Source organism: uncultured Nostoc sp., from assembly GCF_964245575.1.
Taxonomy (GTDB): Bacteria; Cyanobacteriota; Cyanobacteriia; order Cyanobacteriales; family Nostocaceae; genus Nostoc.
In genome coordinates this window covers 5967-20582 of sequence record NZ_CAXTNP010000137.1, presented here as the reverse complement: position 1 = coordinate 20582, position 14616 = coordinate 5967, and the positions used below count along the sequence as shown (strand labels likewise).

Below are 14616 nucleotides of genomic sequence, written 5' to 3'. Positions count from 1 at the left end.
CAAATGCGAACCCCGAAATAACAAATGCGTAGGCGTAGCCAGCCGTAGCCATCGAATCCTAGACTGTTGCGTCAGTCAGAGAAATCATTAAAGCGCAAACAACGCCAAGTTTCTAAATGTAAAAAACGACTGAAGATGGTTCAGTTATGGGAAACTATTAAGCACGGTTTTGCAGAGAAGCGAGTTTCATGAGGGACTCGCTGAGTTTACTCGTGTCAAGCAATTCTCTTAGCTTTTAGAGGAATCTCAATCACAAACTTTGTGCCTTGCCCTAATGTGGAGTTACACGAAAGATTACCGCCATGATTCTGGGTCACAATCTGATAGCTCATAAACAAACCCAAACCAGTGCCTTTGCCAACGGGCTTTGTGGTGAAGAAAGGATCAAATAGTTTAGAGCGAATTTCTTTTGAAATGCCTATTCCATTGTCAGAAATCATAATCATCACTTGGTTTGTATCGATTTGACGAGTTTGAATCCAGATGGCATTGGGGTTGGCTGAAATGTCTTGGAACGAACGCCCCTGATTAGATTCTTCTAATGCATCAATAGCATTGCTCAAAAGATTCATAAACACTTGATTAAGGGAGCCAGCATCACATTCAATCAATGGTAACTGACCATACTCTTTAATAACCTGGATCTGTGGGCGATCGGCTGTCGCTTGCAATCGATGTTGCAAAATCACCAAGGTACTATCAATCCCTTGATGAATGTCTACCGCTTTCAATTCTGCTTCATCCAAGCGCGAGAAGTTCCGCAGCGATAACACAATAGTAGAGATGCGCTCGGTACCAATTTTCATGGACTGAAGAATCTTGGTTATATCTTCCTGTAAAAAGTCCAGATCAAGTTGATCCAATTCTGCGTGCAGGGCAATAGGTGGATTTGGATAGTGCTGTTGGTAAACTTGCAATGCTCTCAACAAGGCTTGGATATACTCAGAAAGATAAGTTAAGTTGCCATCAATGAAACTAACCGGGTTATTGATTTCATGGGCAACTCCTGCCACCATTTGTCCCAATGCAGACATTTTTTCACTGTGAAGCATCTGCAATTGAGTTCGTTTGAGTGTTTGTAGGGTTTGCTTCAGAGTCGTATTCTTTTGATTCAATTCTTCAATTCTTTGCTGAACTCGAACTTCCAGAGTTTCATTAGTTCTGGCTAATTCGGCAAAAGCTAAACGCAGCTTGGTTTCTGCTTGTGCTCGTTCTGCGATCGTTGCTGTTAGCACAAGAATGGTGAGTGTAATCACGCCAATAAACGATTGCAGTTGCATCAAAGATTGGTTGAGATCCGCAGCTACAAAACCACCTTTGCTATTGACGGTTGCGATTACTGCGATCGCAGCCACAATAAAAGTTAACAGCGTTGTACCCAGTTGACCCAGGCGAAAGGCAGACCAGATCAACATCGGAATCAACATATACTCCAGATGATATCCTTCATTAAAAGCAACTTTACTGATCAGAATGACCAACCCTATCAGGATAACTGACTCTACGATTAACCAGAATCTTAAAGGGTGTGACTTTACTCTTGAGTGTTGAAGATGAGGGAGATTTTCAGAATCCTCTGAGGTTGAACTGAGGGATAACCATTGCCAGATTGGATGTCGGTTTTTTTGAATGAATTGCCCCCAACTAAGCAGAATTGGGCTGACGATAAAAATTCCTGAAACATTAGAAATCCACCAGGTTAACCAGACTGTCCCATACGCTGTCCAGGGAACTTTACCACTCAACGCCAAGCAAGCCACTCCAACAGTTGCATTGATGATCGGCCCCACCATGCCGGTTAAGATCAAAAATTTGAACACGTCGGTGACACGTTCTAAGGGATAGCGAAGGTTGGTAGTTTTCCGCAGCAAGAAAGCACCCAACAGAGTCCCCAGGGTTGTTCCGATCGCAATTAAGAGAATTGGCAGCGTTGAAATCACCAGGGATAAGAAACTTGTTGGATCTTGGAACGCCCAGAAGTTGGCGAGAAATGAACCCAGAAAAACACCGTACTTGATCCAGTTACCAAACAACAAAACAGCCCCAGCAGCAATTCCATCCGGGGGCCAAACTGGAGTCACATCCTGGGGTGTGGAGGCAAGATGCCGTGAAATTTCAGCTATTCCATAGTAGGCGATCGCCAAAACAACGCTGCCTGCAATTTGCCTTAGCCCATGAGGGAATATAGGGGATTTTTGTTGAATCATCTGTTTAGTGGCTGCTTGATATCAACATTGCTTGTCTTTACATAGAATGCCCTTTTCCTTTATGGTCGGAACATAAAGCAGCCATGAAAGTAGTTTACAAAAACCATTAAAACAAGCGGTTTGTCAAGCTGGTATTCAAAAAAAGGGGGGTTGTCATACGTTTCGCCACTTTCGGATTTATACCCTGGTGCTTAACCGTGGTGGAAAAGCTGTCCGCAGTCCCCTAGATTAGAGATAATATTTCTATCATCAGTAATTCTCTATCATCCATGACTCAAGCCATACCCAAGCTAGTAACCTTTGAGGAATTTGTCGATTGGCTACCCGAAAACCGACGAGTACGCTACGAATTACATAAAGGAGAAATTGTTGAGATGGCGCAACCAGTAGGGGAACACGAAGAAGTTAAAGGATTTTTAGGTATCGAAATTCCTGTTGAAATCAAACGTCTAAGATTGCCCTACTTCATCCCCAACCAAGTTATAGTTAGACCTCCTGAAAAAGATTCTGGTTACATCCCAGATGTGTTGGTACTAAACCGTGCAAATCTAGCAAACGAAAAATTATGGAAAAAAGAATCTATCGTTAGTTTAGGTGCATCGATAGCTTTGGCAATTGAAGTTGTATCAACCAACTGGCGGGACGATTATTACTTGAAGTATGCTGAGTATGAAGAGATGGGTATTCCGGAATACTGGATTGTCGATTATGCTGCTTTGGGTGGACGTAATTTTATCAGTAACCCCAAACAAGCGACAATCTCCGTCTGTAACTTAGTTGATGGGGAATATCAGATAAGTAAGTTTCGAGATCGGGAACGCATTGTTTCCCAAACTTTTCCCGAATTAAATCTCACCCCAAACCAGATTTTTCAAGCTGGTGTCGTCTAGCGTTTATCGTTTTGCTAATTCTGGAGTCCGCCCCTTCAAACCGATCATCAGCTTCAGCATAAACACCTTTAATACAGGTACTCGCTGCAAAAACCATAAACCCAGGCGACGCACCACCACCACAGGTAAGAAGTTATTAGAAAACATCCGATCTAATAAATCGGTGAAACCTAAAATCGTCAGGTTCTCTAGCTTACGCCAGCGTTCATAACCTTTAAGAATCTGAATATCGCCAATATCTTTACCCGCTTGGTGCGCTGCTTGGATTACTTGCGCCAAAGCTGCTGCATCTCGAATACCTAGATTTAAACCTTGTCCACCCACAGGATGGCAATTGTGCGCCGCATCACCAATTAATGCCAGTCGGGGGAGAACATAGCGATCGCTTTGCATGAGTTGTACTTGGAAAACAAAGCGATCGCCCAGTAATTCCAATTTCCCCATCTGATCGCCATAGCGACGGGTAAGTTCTCTTAAAAATTGCTGATCATCTAAAGCACATAAAGCTTTTGCTTCTTCGTGGGGGGCTGTCCATACAATGCGGCAACGGTTCCCCGGTAAAGGTAAAATTGCAAAGGGCCCGCTAGACCAAAATCTCTCGTAAGCAGTGTTGTTGTGCGGTTTTTCTGGTTTGACAAATGCAACTATGCAAGATTGCCAATATTTCCAGCCAGAGGTTTTGATACCAGCAGCTTGACGAATCGGCGATCGCGCCCCATCTGCTGCTATCAGTAATTTGCTCTTGACTGTCCGCAACTGATCGCCAACTTTAATATCTATCGCTACTATATCCTTGTGGTAGTGCGTATTTACCACTTCAGCCGGACACAGATAAGTCACATTTGCACAATTTTGGACAAACTCCTGCAAAGGCTGCAACAGCGCTTGGTGTTCCGCCACATAACCTAACTCTGCTGTATCTATATCATTCGTGGTAAATTCCACCACATTGGGAGAATCGGCATCAGAAAGACGAACTCGGCAATATTTGGCGATTTGAGGCAACATTTTGTCCCAAACTCCAATTCCTTGGTAAATTAGCGACGAAAGCTGATGAACTGCATAGGCTTGCCCTTTAGCTACCGCCGCTGATGCCAATGATGCCTCAATCAGCAAGACACTCAAGCCAGAATCTTTTAAAGCAGAGGCTAGAGTTAACCCAATAATCCCACCGCCGACAATTACCAAATCATATTCATATCCCCGCAAGTCTGGCGGTGTTGGTTGAGGGGAAATTTGCTCAAGCTGCGTTAGGGCCATTGTTAAGTTAGGTTACAGCGTCTTAACTCTTATTTTGACGCGATCGCGCCCTCATGAGCAAGTTAATAAAAAAACAATACTTTTGGGTTAAAGATTTTTGGTATTGATTTTAGGTATGTAGAGACTAGCAATTGCAACGTCTCTTGCATTGGATTTGGGGCTTAACTGAACTGTATTGAATTAAAAAAACCCGTTGATTGGTAGGGATTTCAACGGGATTAAATAATACTATTATACTTTCGCACAAACCAACACTAAACTTTATTACAAAGCTACTAGAAACTTTTACAACTAATAGTAACTATTTATGAGTTAGGTTTTTAGCATGATGCCTGTGATGTCTAAGGTGATGAACTTTAGCACCTTTTACTCTAGCATGATGGGTAGTTTTAGCTTGAGCTTGAGATGCAAAAACGGTTACAGGTGCAGCAAAAATTAAAGCCAAAAGTAAAGCTTTAGCGAACTTATTCACTTGAAAATCCTCATCAGGTAATCAACAACTTAACTATCCAATAGACGTATGTCATAAGTTTGTAATTGATATGAATCTTTCATGTCTATTTTTACATCCGTAAAATATAAGACTTACGTGGAATACTTGCTAGCATTTCCAATTACAATGTAAAATTTTGGACATCATCCAAAGAAGTGTTGTTTGGCTCTGATCGCTGTGTGAATTTTAATTAAGAAATGCTCAGAGCGATCAATTCTTCTGCCACATCAAAGTTAGCTGTGACATTTTGCACGTCATCCAAGCTTTCTAAAGTATCAATTAACTTGAAAAGCGATCGCGCCTGATCCGGATCAGTAACTTCTACACTATTACCGGGAATCCAGCGCAATTCGGCATCAGTTACCTTAAAGCCTTGATCCTTGAGTATCTGGTTAAGGGTTTCTAAATTGCCAATGTCAGTAAAAACCTCAGCCATCTTATCTTCAGTCATCTCATAAGACTCAGCACCGCCTTCGAGGGATGCTTCTAAAAGCTTTTCCTCGTCAACCACAGCCTGCACTACACAAACGCCTTTTTGGTCAAACATCCAGCTAACACAACCTGTTTCACCAAGATTGCCACCATTTTTACTAAAAGCTACACGCAAGTCAGCAGCAGTGCGATTACGATTATCTGTGAGGGCTTCGATTAAAATCGCTACACCAGCAGGGCCGTAACCTTCGTAGCGAATTGCTTCAAAGGTAGCATTATCCCCGCCATTCGTGCCTGCACCTTTAGCGATCGCTCGTTCAATATTATCATTGGGAATACTCGCAGCCTTTGCCTTGTCAATTGCCGTGCGAAGTTGAAAATTCAGCGCCGGATCTGGTACGCCACTTCTAGCTGCAACGATAATCGCCCGCGATAACTGAGTAAAAGTTTTTCCCCTTTTTGCATCTACTACCGCTTTTTGGCGTTTAATATTTGCCCATTTACTATGTCCTGCCATAATCTGAAATTATCAAAACTCTATTCAAGATTAAGATATAAACGCTTGCAAAAACCATAACTTCAGATAATTGTGTAAGGCTAGATCAGAGTGGCAAAGTTATCGTCAAAGTCCAAAATCTCAGGATTTTGTGAATAGAATACCACAGGTGAAGGTATTTTTAGATCAAGCTAAATATGGGCGATCGCATCCTGTTTAAATCACAAAAGGTTTAAGTTCGCGGTTATACCACTCATCTTCAACCCGTTCAGTAATAAGCGGTCTAATGATAAACTTGGGTGGGCTACCATCCAGAACATCAATCCGCACACATGAGTAAGGCAGGCGGTTCTGGAGATTGTAATCATGACGACCCACAAAAAGCATTGAATCAGCAACTTTCCGAGTGGGTTTACCTGCAATTTCCGTAAAAGTCTCCATTAATTCAGTCCCCTCTTGGCGTTGACAACGGGGACGATGACCACTACCACCAGAAATAATACAGTTAATGTGGGAGTCAGCAAATCCGGTATCAGTTGTGCAAAGATGCTCTAAACAGTGAGCGTGACCATTTAAAATCAAATCGACTATGGGACGTTCTTTAATTAGAGAACCAAGAGTTTCTGCCACTTGTTCAAACACCCAGCGCAAGCGGTGACGAACCGCCAAGGTTTGGGCTTGATGCCACTTAGTAGCTTCTGTGACATAGGGTGGATGGTGGAAAAAGATTACACGTCCGCGCACTTCGGAGGTGTTCCAAGATTCAATGAGTCTGCTTCGCAACCATTCGAGTTGTTCAAAGTCGATCGCAGGCATTTTCTCAGATGTCAATTGTTTCTCAATATCGATTTTTATCTCGTTTATTTGGTCTAATTTGGCGCTAAGGTCATCGAGTTGTTCCGCGTCGGTGGGTTTATCGGGGTTGAGGCGATCATATATTTCCAATATCTGCAATTCTTCTCGATCTATTTCCTGGCGACGCTTTTGTAATTGGCGGCGGTAAATTTCTCCCTCTTGAGTTGCAGGTAAGGGTGATGGTGTATTAAAGGTGTTGGAATCTAAAGCAAAAAAATCAATCCCGCCATAACGAAAGGTGTAATAGCGATTGGGTAAGCGGGTAAACTGTCCAGGTTCGTAACGCAAACAGCGCCCTGTATCGGTTTTAGCAGTATAGTGTCGATCTAAATGACGTTCTAACTCTTGTGGGGAAGCGATCGCCTGGGTGTAGTCCATAAATGCTCGTGCATAAGCATTACCTTGATACGATCCATGCCAGCCAATCTCGATATCTTTGTAGCGCAGCAAGCGACGCAATGAAGATGTTGTTCCAGTAAATAAACGGTACATCAACGGTACATCGTAGTAATCATGATTACCTGGTACTGGCAAGAATGGCATATTAAACACCATGCGGTCATAAGGAATGTCTTTTGGTTTGTCGCCACCGACAAGAAATTCCCGGTAAGGCTCAATAAAGTTTGTTGAATAATACTCTTGGGAACCAACCACATAAATTACATCGCCTGTGTGCAACACAAAACTGCAATCATCGCGGTGAGTCAGCATTAGTTCGGCAACTTTTCGTTGGGGGTGGTGCCGATAATGGGATTTAGTGCCAGAATCACCGATAACCATAAAGGAAAATTCTGGACTATCTTCTGTGCGATCGTCAATAACTATGCTGGTTTGATCAATTCCCCGTTGTACAAAACTTGGATGCATCCACCGCACCCGTTCCTTCATCTTTTGAATTTTTACAGGAATCGGTGGATCGAAAATCAATTTCATGGCTGATAACTCTTGAATGCCTAAAGCACATGCCAATTGTAACGAAATAATAAGGAGTGGGGAGTGGGGGACAAGAGGTGAGAACTTGCAACAAGTCTAACCCCAAAGTCCCCAATTCTCCTTGTCCCTAATTCCCAATTCCCAATCACCAATTCCCAATTTTTAAGGCAAATTTTCTCGTAGTAATGCTCGAAAACCTGCTTGTTGAAAATGCTCATCAGCAGTCAGTGCTTCAGTGATGCCGCTATATTGCATTACTATAAAAGATACGCAATCCCCAAATCGCCATTCTTTCTCTATTTGTTCCCGATATAGCTCAAAAGCACGTTCGTAGAGTTCCTGGGAAAGGGGAACAATTTCTACTTTGGAGTCTGCTACTAGAGAATTTAATAATATGATTGCCGCTTGACGATAAGGTTGTTGGGATAAGGCATTGCCAATTTCCAACATCACTGCCTGTGTTGTCACCAAACGAGTTTCTGCTGCTTGTAACATTTTAGCCAGATGTAAGGCTCGGTCATGCAAGCGATCGCTCGGCGCAGATAAGGCAATCGCAAATGATGTATCAAGAAAGACTTCAGAATGCATGGAAAGTTTACTTACCGGATAAATATTTATCTATATTGGTACACCAATCAGGTGGCCCATCTAAGTTGAGCGATCGCGCCGTTTGCAGAAATGATACCGTTTCATGTTCACCAGGCGCTAAAATTTCAATACTAATTCGCACGCGGGTATTAATTGGCAGTGCGATCGGTTCAGCCGGATAGAATACTTTGCCATTAAACACAGCTGTAATTTTTTCTACCATTTTTCGCAAAAAGTGCTTTTAGTCTATCCTAAACTGGTTGTGCCAATACGGGTAGAGTAGACAACGCAATCACTAGTGAAGATACTTATACCTGTCTTACGAATTATATCGATTTTTTAGAATTGCTTAACTCATCAACTCAACTAATATTGCTTAAATCCCTGATCTCGGCTATTTATCATAATCCGAGATTCTGGGTCTGTGAAGTTGTACTGGTCTTGGTCTTTTACGGACAAAAGCGGGAAAAATTTTTGGCTTTTTCCCAATTGTTAGTAACAAATTGTTGTAAGTATTTTATACATTAATAATGTATGTAGTCCGTAAATAAATCAGCTTTTTAGAGTTAAGCAGAGTGCAAAGCTTATACCCTACCTTTGCTACTTTGATGAGAAATTCCTGACTTAATAAAAAAAATTGAAACCAGATGAGAACTAATGTTCTATATATCCTATAATTCTTTTAATTACGGTATTCGTCTAGAAATGCCGTAGATTTAGGGGTGTATTCTGATGAGCAAGTTGCAACAACTGACACAACTAAGTAAATTCCTAAGTGAGGGAATGCAGGCTTATACCATGAAAGGTTTGCAGACTATACAACTCTGGTATAAACACACAATTAGAAGTTGGTTGAATGGACACACTGTGCAAAGCTTTGTGAGTCTGTTTCTCATAGGTACTTTTTTGAGTATCGCAGTTGCCTCCTGCTCTGGAAGCAGTTCAGCTAGCAAAAATGATGTCAATTTAAAACTCGTTTCTTTCTCTGTTACCAAAGCAGCTCATGACCAGATAATCCCCAAATTTGTCCAAAAGTGGAAGCAAGAACATAACCAAAACGTCACATTTGAGCAAAGTTATGGAGGTTCTGTAGCTCAAGCGGGTGCTGTTATTGCAGGTTCGCAAGAAGCAGATATAGTACATTTGGCACTTCCCCTGGATGTCAACAAAATTCAACAAGCAGGTTTAATTAAATCAGGTTGGGAAATAAAATCACCGAGAAGTGGTATTGTGAGTAGATCGGTTGCTGCGATCGTCACCCGCGAAGGCAACCCAAAAGGCATCAATACTTGGGCAGACTTGGCAAAAGATGGCGTGAAAGTGATTGCGGCTAACCCAAAAACTTCTGGTATTGCTATCTGGGAATTCTTGGCTTTTTGGGGTTCGGTGAGTCTAACGGGAGGTGACGAAGCCACAGCGCTAGATTATGTCACCAAAGTTTATAAAAATACTCCTATTCTGACAAAAGATGCCCGTGAGGCTAGCGATTTATTCTTCCAAAAAGGTCAGGGAGATGTCTTGATCAACTACGAAAATGAGGTGATTTTGGCGGGTAAAAATGGGACTAAGTTACCTTATGTTGTACCCCAAGTCAATATTTCCATTGATAATCCTGTAGCTATAGTCGATAAAAACGTAGATAAGCACGGTACAAGAGAAGTTGCACAAGCATTTGTTGATTTCCTTTACTCAACAGAAGCTCAACGGGAATTTGCAAAATTACAATATCGTCCTGTTAACCCCACTGTTACCCAAGAAGTAGCATCACAACATCCGCCAATTAAAACTTTATTCACATCTCAAGATTTAGGTGGTTGGGATATTATTCAGAAAAAGTTTTTTGGAGAAGGGGCAATTTTTGACAAAGTTCAAGCTGCGAAGAAAGCATGATATCTATTTTTTCATGCAGCATTATCTACTTGTAAATAGCCAAGCATAAGCAATTCGCACTCACTTTATCTCAATTGATAATTTATGAGCTTTTGTAACCGATTTAAAGATAGCCTTTTCCTAACATTTTTAATGATTATTGCCAGCAGTATCACTGCTTGTAGCAGTAATGAGGAAAAGAAAAGTCAGGTGAGTATTGATGGTGCAGCTGTAGGTTTTCCTATTTCTTTAGCAGTTGCAGAAGAATACGGTAAAGTAAAACCTGAAGCTAAAGTAAGCGTTGCCTCAAGTGGTACTGGTGGTGGTTTCAGTAAATTTTGTAATGGCGATCTTGATATAGCTGGTGCTTCTCGCACCATTAGAGATGAAGAAATCAAAAAATGTCAAAGTAAGAATATTAAATTTGTAGAGTTGCCTATAGCTTTAGATGGCATCGCCGTGATTGCAAACCGCCAAAATAACTTTGCCAAATGTCTAACTATTAAGGAACTGGGTAAAATTTGGGGCGGCAAATCAGACGGCAAAATATTGAATTGGAATCAAGTTAATCCCAAATTTCCTAACGAAAAGCTGAAGCTGTATGCTCCATCTTCTGATACAGGAACATTCGATTATATGACTCAAGCTGTGACTGGCAAAGCCAAGAATGGCCGTACAGACTACACTGCCACTCAGAATCAAAACCTTCTCGTTCAAGGAGTGTCAGGTGATGTATCAGCCTTGGGTTATGTAGGGATATCTTACTACATTCAAAATCAAGATAAACTCAATCTAGTTGCTGTAGAAAGTCCCACAGGCAAGTGTGAAAAACCAGTTCCAGTGGATAATGTAATAAAAAATATCTATACACCTTTGTCTCGTCCTCTGTTTATCTATGTCAGTAAAAAATCCTTAGATACTAAGCCAGCAGTAAAAGAATTTGTAGATTTTTATCTAGAAAATTCTTGGAAGTGGGTAGATAGTGTTGGTTATGTAGCATTACCTGATGAAGCTTACCTCAAAGTCAAACAAAAATTTGCTACTGGTGAAACTGGGACAAAGTTTAAAAAAGCAAAACCAGGTGAACCGATCACAAACTTTATTTAAATAAAGTCTCAGTCATTGTAGTCTGAGTGTAGTTAAAACTTAACTGTTTATGCAAAATACCAATTCTCAAGACGAGCCTTATCTATTATCCAGACAGTCACTGGATAAAAATCCATCTGAAGATATCTCAGAAAAGATTGTTGCGGCAGTTTTATTTGCTTGTGCTTTAGTTTCAGTTTTAACTACCTTTGGGATTGTTGTAATTATCTTTCAGGAGACATTCGGTTTTTTCCAAGAAGTTTCCTTTGCCCAATTTTTTCTTGATACTAAATGGACGCCTTTATTTGCTAATAGACATTTTGGCGTTTGGCCATTGATTAATGGCACTTTCTTGACTACAGCTATTGCAATGGCAGTTGCTATTCCTTTGGGTTTATCTTCTGCTATTTATTTGAGTGAATATGCTGAACCGAAAGTGGCTGCAATTTTACGTCCAGCAGTAGAACTTTTAGCAGGAATACCCACAGTAGTATATGGTTACTTTGCGCTGTTGTTTCTTACACCATTGCTGCGGAATTTTATCCCTCTGGAAATATTCAACGCTTTGAGTGCGGGGTTAATGATGGGGGTAATGATTACTCCTACTGTTGGTTCTATCAGCTTAGATGCTATCCGAGCAGTTCCACGTTCTTTGCGAGAAGGATCTTATGCTTTAGGTATCACTAAACTGGAAACCATTTTTAAAGTAGTTCTACCAGCTGCGCTTTCTGGAATCATAGCCTCGATTATTTTGGGTATTTCTCGAGCTGTGGGTGAAACAATGACTGTCCTGATCGCCGCCGGACAACAACCAAGACTAACTATTAATTTTGCGGAATCAATAGAAACCATGACAGCTTACATGGCACAAATTTCTGGTGGAGATAGTCCGCGTGGTAGTCTCAATTTCAAGACATTATATGCTGTAGGCGCTGTTCTGTTTCTACTTACCCTTGCTTTGAATATTGTTAGTTACTGGATTGCTAATCGCTTTAAAGAAAAATACGACTAAACTAAATAGATATGGCTACAAGTTATCAACAAAATGATTCTCTAGATTCTGCGGCAGAATTTACCGATAATGTTGAAAGTAGGGAGACATTAGGCAAAGTATTTGAAGTACTTTTTTTGTTAGGATTGCTGATTGGTTTATTTATCCTAGCGTTGCTACTTTTTGATATTTTTAAAGACGGATTAGGCAGATTTTTGTCACCCGGCTTTCTCACGGAAACTCCTTCTCGTTTTCCTGACCAAGGTGGTATTCGTCCTGCAATTATCAGCAGCATTCTTTTAGGGCTGGTTGTGATTTTAGTCACTGTTCCCATTGGTGTAGGAGCAGCTTTATATCTAGAAGAGTATGCACCTAAAGCTTGGTGGACAGCGATTATTGAGATTAATATCAGTAATCTAGCGGGTGTACCTTCTATCGTCTATGGATTACTAGGTTTAGGAGTTTTCAATTATTTGCTTGGGTTTGGCCCCGCTTTGATTTCCGGTGCATTGACTTTATCTTTGTTGTCTTTACCAGTAATTATTGTGACAGCTAGAGAAGCAATTCGCGCTGTCCCAGATTCCTTGAGAAATGCTTCTTACGGATTAGGTGTCACAAAATGGCGAACTATCAGCAATCATGTCATACCATACGCTGTTCCTGGTATTTTGACGGGGGTGATTATCTCTGTATCCCGCGCTATTGGTGATGCAGCCTCTCTGATTGTTGTAGGTGCTGTGGGTTTTCTCACCTTTAACCCTGGTTTGTTTCAGAGATTTATGGCATTACCCATTCAAATTTACAGTTACATAACTCGTCCTGAACCGGGTTTTGCTAGTGCAGCAGCAGCCACAATTATTGCGTTGTTAATCTTGATTTTAGTTTTAAATGGTGTAGCAATTTATATTCGACAACGCTTCTCAATAAGTTAGGTAATTAAATATCTAATTAGATACATTCACAGATATTGGAGTTCAACCAAATGACTTATAGCAATAGTAGAAGTAAATCAGATAGCGCCACAATAGACCAAGACAAGGGCGTATTCAATGTTGAAGGGGTGAAAGTCTTTTATGGGGGATTTCTGGCACTTTTAGATGTCTACCTAAAGATTCCTGAAAAACAAATTATTGCTTTTATTGGCCCTTCAGGATGTGGGAAAAGTACCTTACTGCGTTGCTTCAACCGGATGAATGATTTAATCCCTGGAGCTAGGGTAGAGGGTAGACTGAATTATCGCGATCGCAATATTTACGATCCCAAGATAAATTCTGTAAAATTACGCCGCCAAGTTGGGATGGTTTTTCAAAGACCGAATCCTTTCCCCAAGTCAATCTACGAAAACATTTCCTTTGGGCCGCGTGCTAACGGTTATAAAGGTAACATTGATGAATTGGTGGAAGATTCCCTCAGACGCGCTGCTATTTGGGATGAAGTCAAGGATAAACTCAAAGAGAAGGGAACTGCATTATCTGGTGGACAACAGCAACGGCTTTGCATAGCAAGAGCGATCGCCATGAAGCCAGATGTATTATTGATGGATGAACCATGTTCTGCTCTCGACCCAATTTCTAGCCGCCAAGTAGAAGAACTCTGCTTAGAACTCAAGCAGCAATACACCATCATTATGGTAACTCACAATATGCAGCAAGCTTCTAGAGTGGCCGATTTCACCGCTTTCTTCAATACAGAAATTGATGAGCATGGCAAACGTCGTGGAAAATTAGTTGAGTTTAATCCTACAGTCCAAATGTTCAGTTCTCCTCAAACCAAAGAAGCTGAAGATTATATCAGTGGACGCTTTGGTTAAAGAGACATTACACTTCTAAGCTGTTACGCATAAAAGATTGCATATTTACTTGTGTACTCTTTTGGGGAAACAAGGCTGGGTGTAGCGTCTTTGATGAGGTTGCATTTCTTACAAAAACAAAGAAAAGAGCGTAAAACGTTTAACTTTAAGCTTGATAAGTTATTCCACATAAAAGTTGCATAATTAGGGCAGGGTTCGACTTCGGTGTGAGCGCTCAGTCGAACCCTGCCCACCCCACACGAGTTATATAAATTTTAGATATGCAACACTAGATGTGGTTTAGCTTACAAATACTTTAGTGGAAGGGTAGCACAGTTGTCATTGGTGTCAACTTAAGTTAGAAATAACTTAACTATTGGCTTCGTCACTCACTTTGAACTTTAGTTCAAGGCTAATAGCTAAAGTCTACTTCAGTAGACTAAAGATTTTTAGTGATATTTTAAGTAATCTTTAGATTACTTTCGCTATTAGCAAAGAACAGATGTTTCTTGCGGGACATAACTTTTACGTTAAGTTGACACGTATGCAGAGTAGTTTGCAAGGGACAAAAGCGAGCGCTCACGCCGAAGTCTTGCCGTAAAGCCTGCGGCATAGCTACGCTTAGGGCGCAGCCCAAGGTAGAGAAGTGTCGAAGTATTGGGCATTAGTGACTCTTCCCCATTGTCACGAGTCAGACCGCTAACGTCACGAGTCAGACCGCTACCGT

The 14616-nt window shown here is 41.1% G+C and carries 14 protein-coding genes; 6 read left to right on the top strand and 8 right to left on the bottom strand.

What is annotated here, in order from left to right:
• Positions 1-215: 215 nt before the first annotated feature.
• Complete coding sequence (locus ACFFAP_RS21220; RefSeq protein ID WP_375513066.1) at positions 216-2207, bottom strand: MASE1 domain-containing protein; 1992 nt, start codon at positions 2205-2207, stop codon at positions 216-218.
• 269 nt (positions 2208-2476) lie between these two features.
• Between ACFFAP_RS21220 and ACFFAP_RS21215 the strand changes: the two genes are divergently transcribed.
• Positions 2477-3097 (top strand): Uma2 family endonuclease, encoded by a 621-nt coding sequence (locus ACFFAP_RS21215; RefSeq protein ID WP_375513065.1) that lies wholly within the window; start codon positions 2477-2479, stop codon positions 3095-3097.
• Between the two features lie 3 nt (positions 3098-3100).
• Here ACFFAP_RS21215 and ACFFAP_RS21210 read toward each other — a convergent pair whose 3' ends face one another.
• The 6 genes from ACFFAP_RS21210 to ACFFAP_RS21185 form a co-directional block, all read right to left on the bottom strand.
• A complete protein-coding gene (locus tag ACFFAP_RS21210) occupies positions 3101-4357 on the bottom strand; it encodes an FAD-dependent hydroxylase (protein ID WP_375513064.1) in 1257 nt (418 codons plus the stop codon).
• A 301-nt stretch (positions 4358-4658) separates the two neighbouring features.
• The gene (locus ACFFAP_RS21205) at positions 4659-4829 is read right to left on the bottom strand and encodes a hypothetical protein (RefSeq protein ID WP_375513063.1); all 171 of its coding nucleotides are present in this window, start codon (positions 4827-4829) and stop codon (positions 4659-4661) included.
• 211 nt (positions 4830-5040) lie between these two features.
• Positions 5041-5799, bottom strand: a complete 759-nt coding sequence (locus tag ACFFAP_RS21200) for a YebC/PmpR family DNA-binding transcriptional regulator (RefSeq protein ID WP_375513062.1) — start codon at positions 5797-5799, stop codon at positions 5041-5043.
• 195 nt (positions 5800-5994) lie between these two features.
• The gene (locus ACFFAP_RS21195; protein WP_375513061.1) at positions 5995-7566 is read right to left on the bottom strand and encodes a metallophosphoesterase family protein; all 1572 of its coding nucleotides are present in this window, start codon (positions 7564-7566) and stop codon (positions 5995-5997) included.
• Positions 7567-7728: 162 nt separating this feature from the next.
• Positions 7729-8154: a type II toxin-antitoxin system VapC family toxin gene (locus tag ACFFAP_RS21190; RefSeq protein WP_375513060.1), complete on the bottom strand. Its 426-nt coding sequence runs from the start codon at positions 8152-8154 to the stop codon at positions 7729-7731.
• A gap of 7 nt (positions 8155-8161) precedes the next feature.
• Entirely contained in the window at positions 8162-8377 is a 216-nt protein-coding gene (locus ACFFAP_RS21185; RefSeq protein ID WP_375513059.1) for a hypothetical protein, read from the bottom strand.
• A gap of 509 nt (positions 8378-8886) precedes the next feature.
• On the opposite strand from ACFFAP_RS21185, the gene ACFFAP_RS21180 reads away from it, so the two are divergent.
• The 5 genes from ACFFAP_RS21180 to pstB all read left to right on the top strand — a co-directional run bounded on the left by ACFFAP_RS21180 (position 8887) and on the right by pstB (position 13910).
• Positions 8887-10044, top strand: a complete 1158-nt coding sequence (locus ACFFAP_RS21180; RefSeq protein WP_375513058.1) for a sulfate ABC transporter substrate-binding protein — start codon at positions 8887-8889, stop codon at positions 10042-10044.
• 84 nt (positions 10045-10128) lie between these two features.
• The gene (locus ACFFAP_RS21175) at positions 10129-11130 is read left to right on the top strand and encodes a PstS family phosphate ABC transporter substrate-binding protein (RefSeq protein WP_375513057.1); all 1002 of its coding nucleotides are present in this window, start codon (positions 10129-10131) and stop codon (positions 11128-11130) included.
• 49 nt (positions 11131-11179) lie between these two features.
• Positions 11180-12121 (top strand): phosphate ABC transporter permease subunit PstC, encoded by a 942-nt coding sequence (gene pstC / locus ACFFAP_RS21170; protein WP_375513056.1) that lies wholly within the window; start codon positions 11180-11182, stop codon positions 12119-12121.
• Positions 12122-12132: 11 nt separating this feature from the next.
• A complete protein-coding gene (pstA, locus tag ACFFAP_RS21165) occupies positions 12133-13032 on the top strand; it encodes a phosphate ABC transporter permease PstA (RefSeq protein ID WP_375513055.1) in 900 nt (299 codons plus the stop codon).
• 50 nt (positions 13033-13082) lie between these two features.
• The gene (pstB, locus tag ACFFAP_RS21160; RefSeq protein WP_375513054.1) at positions 13083-13910 is read left to right on the top strand and encodes a phosphate ABC transporter ATP-binding protein PstB; all 828 of its coding nucleotides are present in this window, start codon (positions 13083-13085) and stop codon (positions 13908-13910) included.
• 509 nt (positions 13911-14419) lie between these two features.
• Here pstB and ACFFAP_RS21155 read toward each other — a convergent pair.
• Positions 14420-14616, bottom strand: a 197-nt coding sequence (locus ACFFAP_RS21155; protein WP_375513053.1) for a hypothetical protein, incomplete at its 5' end; no start/stop codon positions are given.

Bases quoted from the DNA above. Each gene is read 5' to 3' on its own strand.
- ACFFAP_RS21220 (WP_375513066.1), bottom strand. From the start codon at position 2,207: ATGATTCAACAAAAATCCCCTATATTCCCTCATGGGCTAAGGCAAATT.
- ACFFAP_RS21215 (WP_375513065.1), top strand. From the start codon at position 2,477: ATGACTCAAGCCATACCCAAGCTAGTAACCTTTGAGGAATTTGTCGAT.
- ACFFAP_RS21210 (WP_375513064.1), bottom strand. From the start codon at position 4,357: ATGGCCCTAACGCAGCTTGAGCAAATTTCCCCTCAACCAACACCGCCA.
- ACFFAP_RS21200 (WP_375513062.1), bottom strand. From the start codon at position 5,799: ATGGCAGGACATAGTAAATGGGCAAATATTAAACGCCAAAAAGCGGTA.
- ACFFAP_RS21195 (WP_375513061.1), bottom strand. From the start codon at position 7,566: ATGAAATTGATTTTCGATCCACCGATTCCTGTAAAAATTCAAAAGATG.
- ACFFAP_RS21190 (WP_375513060.1), bottom strand. From the start codon at position 8,154: ATGCATTCTGAAGTCTTTCTTGATACATCATTTGCGATTGCCTTATCT.
- ACFFAP_RS21185 (WP_375513059.1), bottom strand. From the start codon at position 8,377: ATGGTAGAAAAAATTACAGCTGTGTTTAATGGCAAAGTATTCTATCCG.
- ACFFAP_RS21180 (WP_375513058.1), top strand. From the start codon at position 8,887: ATGAGCAAGTTGCAACAACTGACACAACTAAGTAAATTCCTAAGTGAG.
- ACFFAP_RS21175 (WP_375513057.1), top strand. From the start codon at position 10,129: ATGAGCTTTTGTAACCGATTTAAAGATAGCCTTTTCCTAACATTTTTA.
- pstC (WP_375513056.1), top strand. From the start codon at position 11,180: ATGCAAAATACCAATTCTCAAGACGAGCCTTATCTATTATCCAGACAG.
- pstA (WP_375513055.1), top strand. From the start codon at position 12,133: ATGGCTACAAGTTATCAACAAAATGATTCTCTAGATTCTGCGGCAGAA.
- pstB (WP_375513054.1), top strand. From the start codon at position 13,083: ATGACTTATAGCAATAGTAGAAGTAAATCAGATAGCGCCACAATAGAC.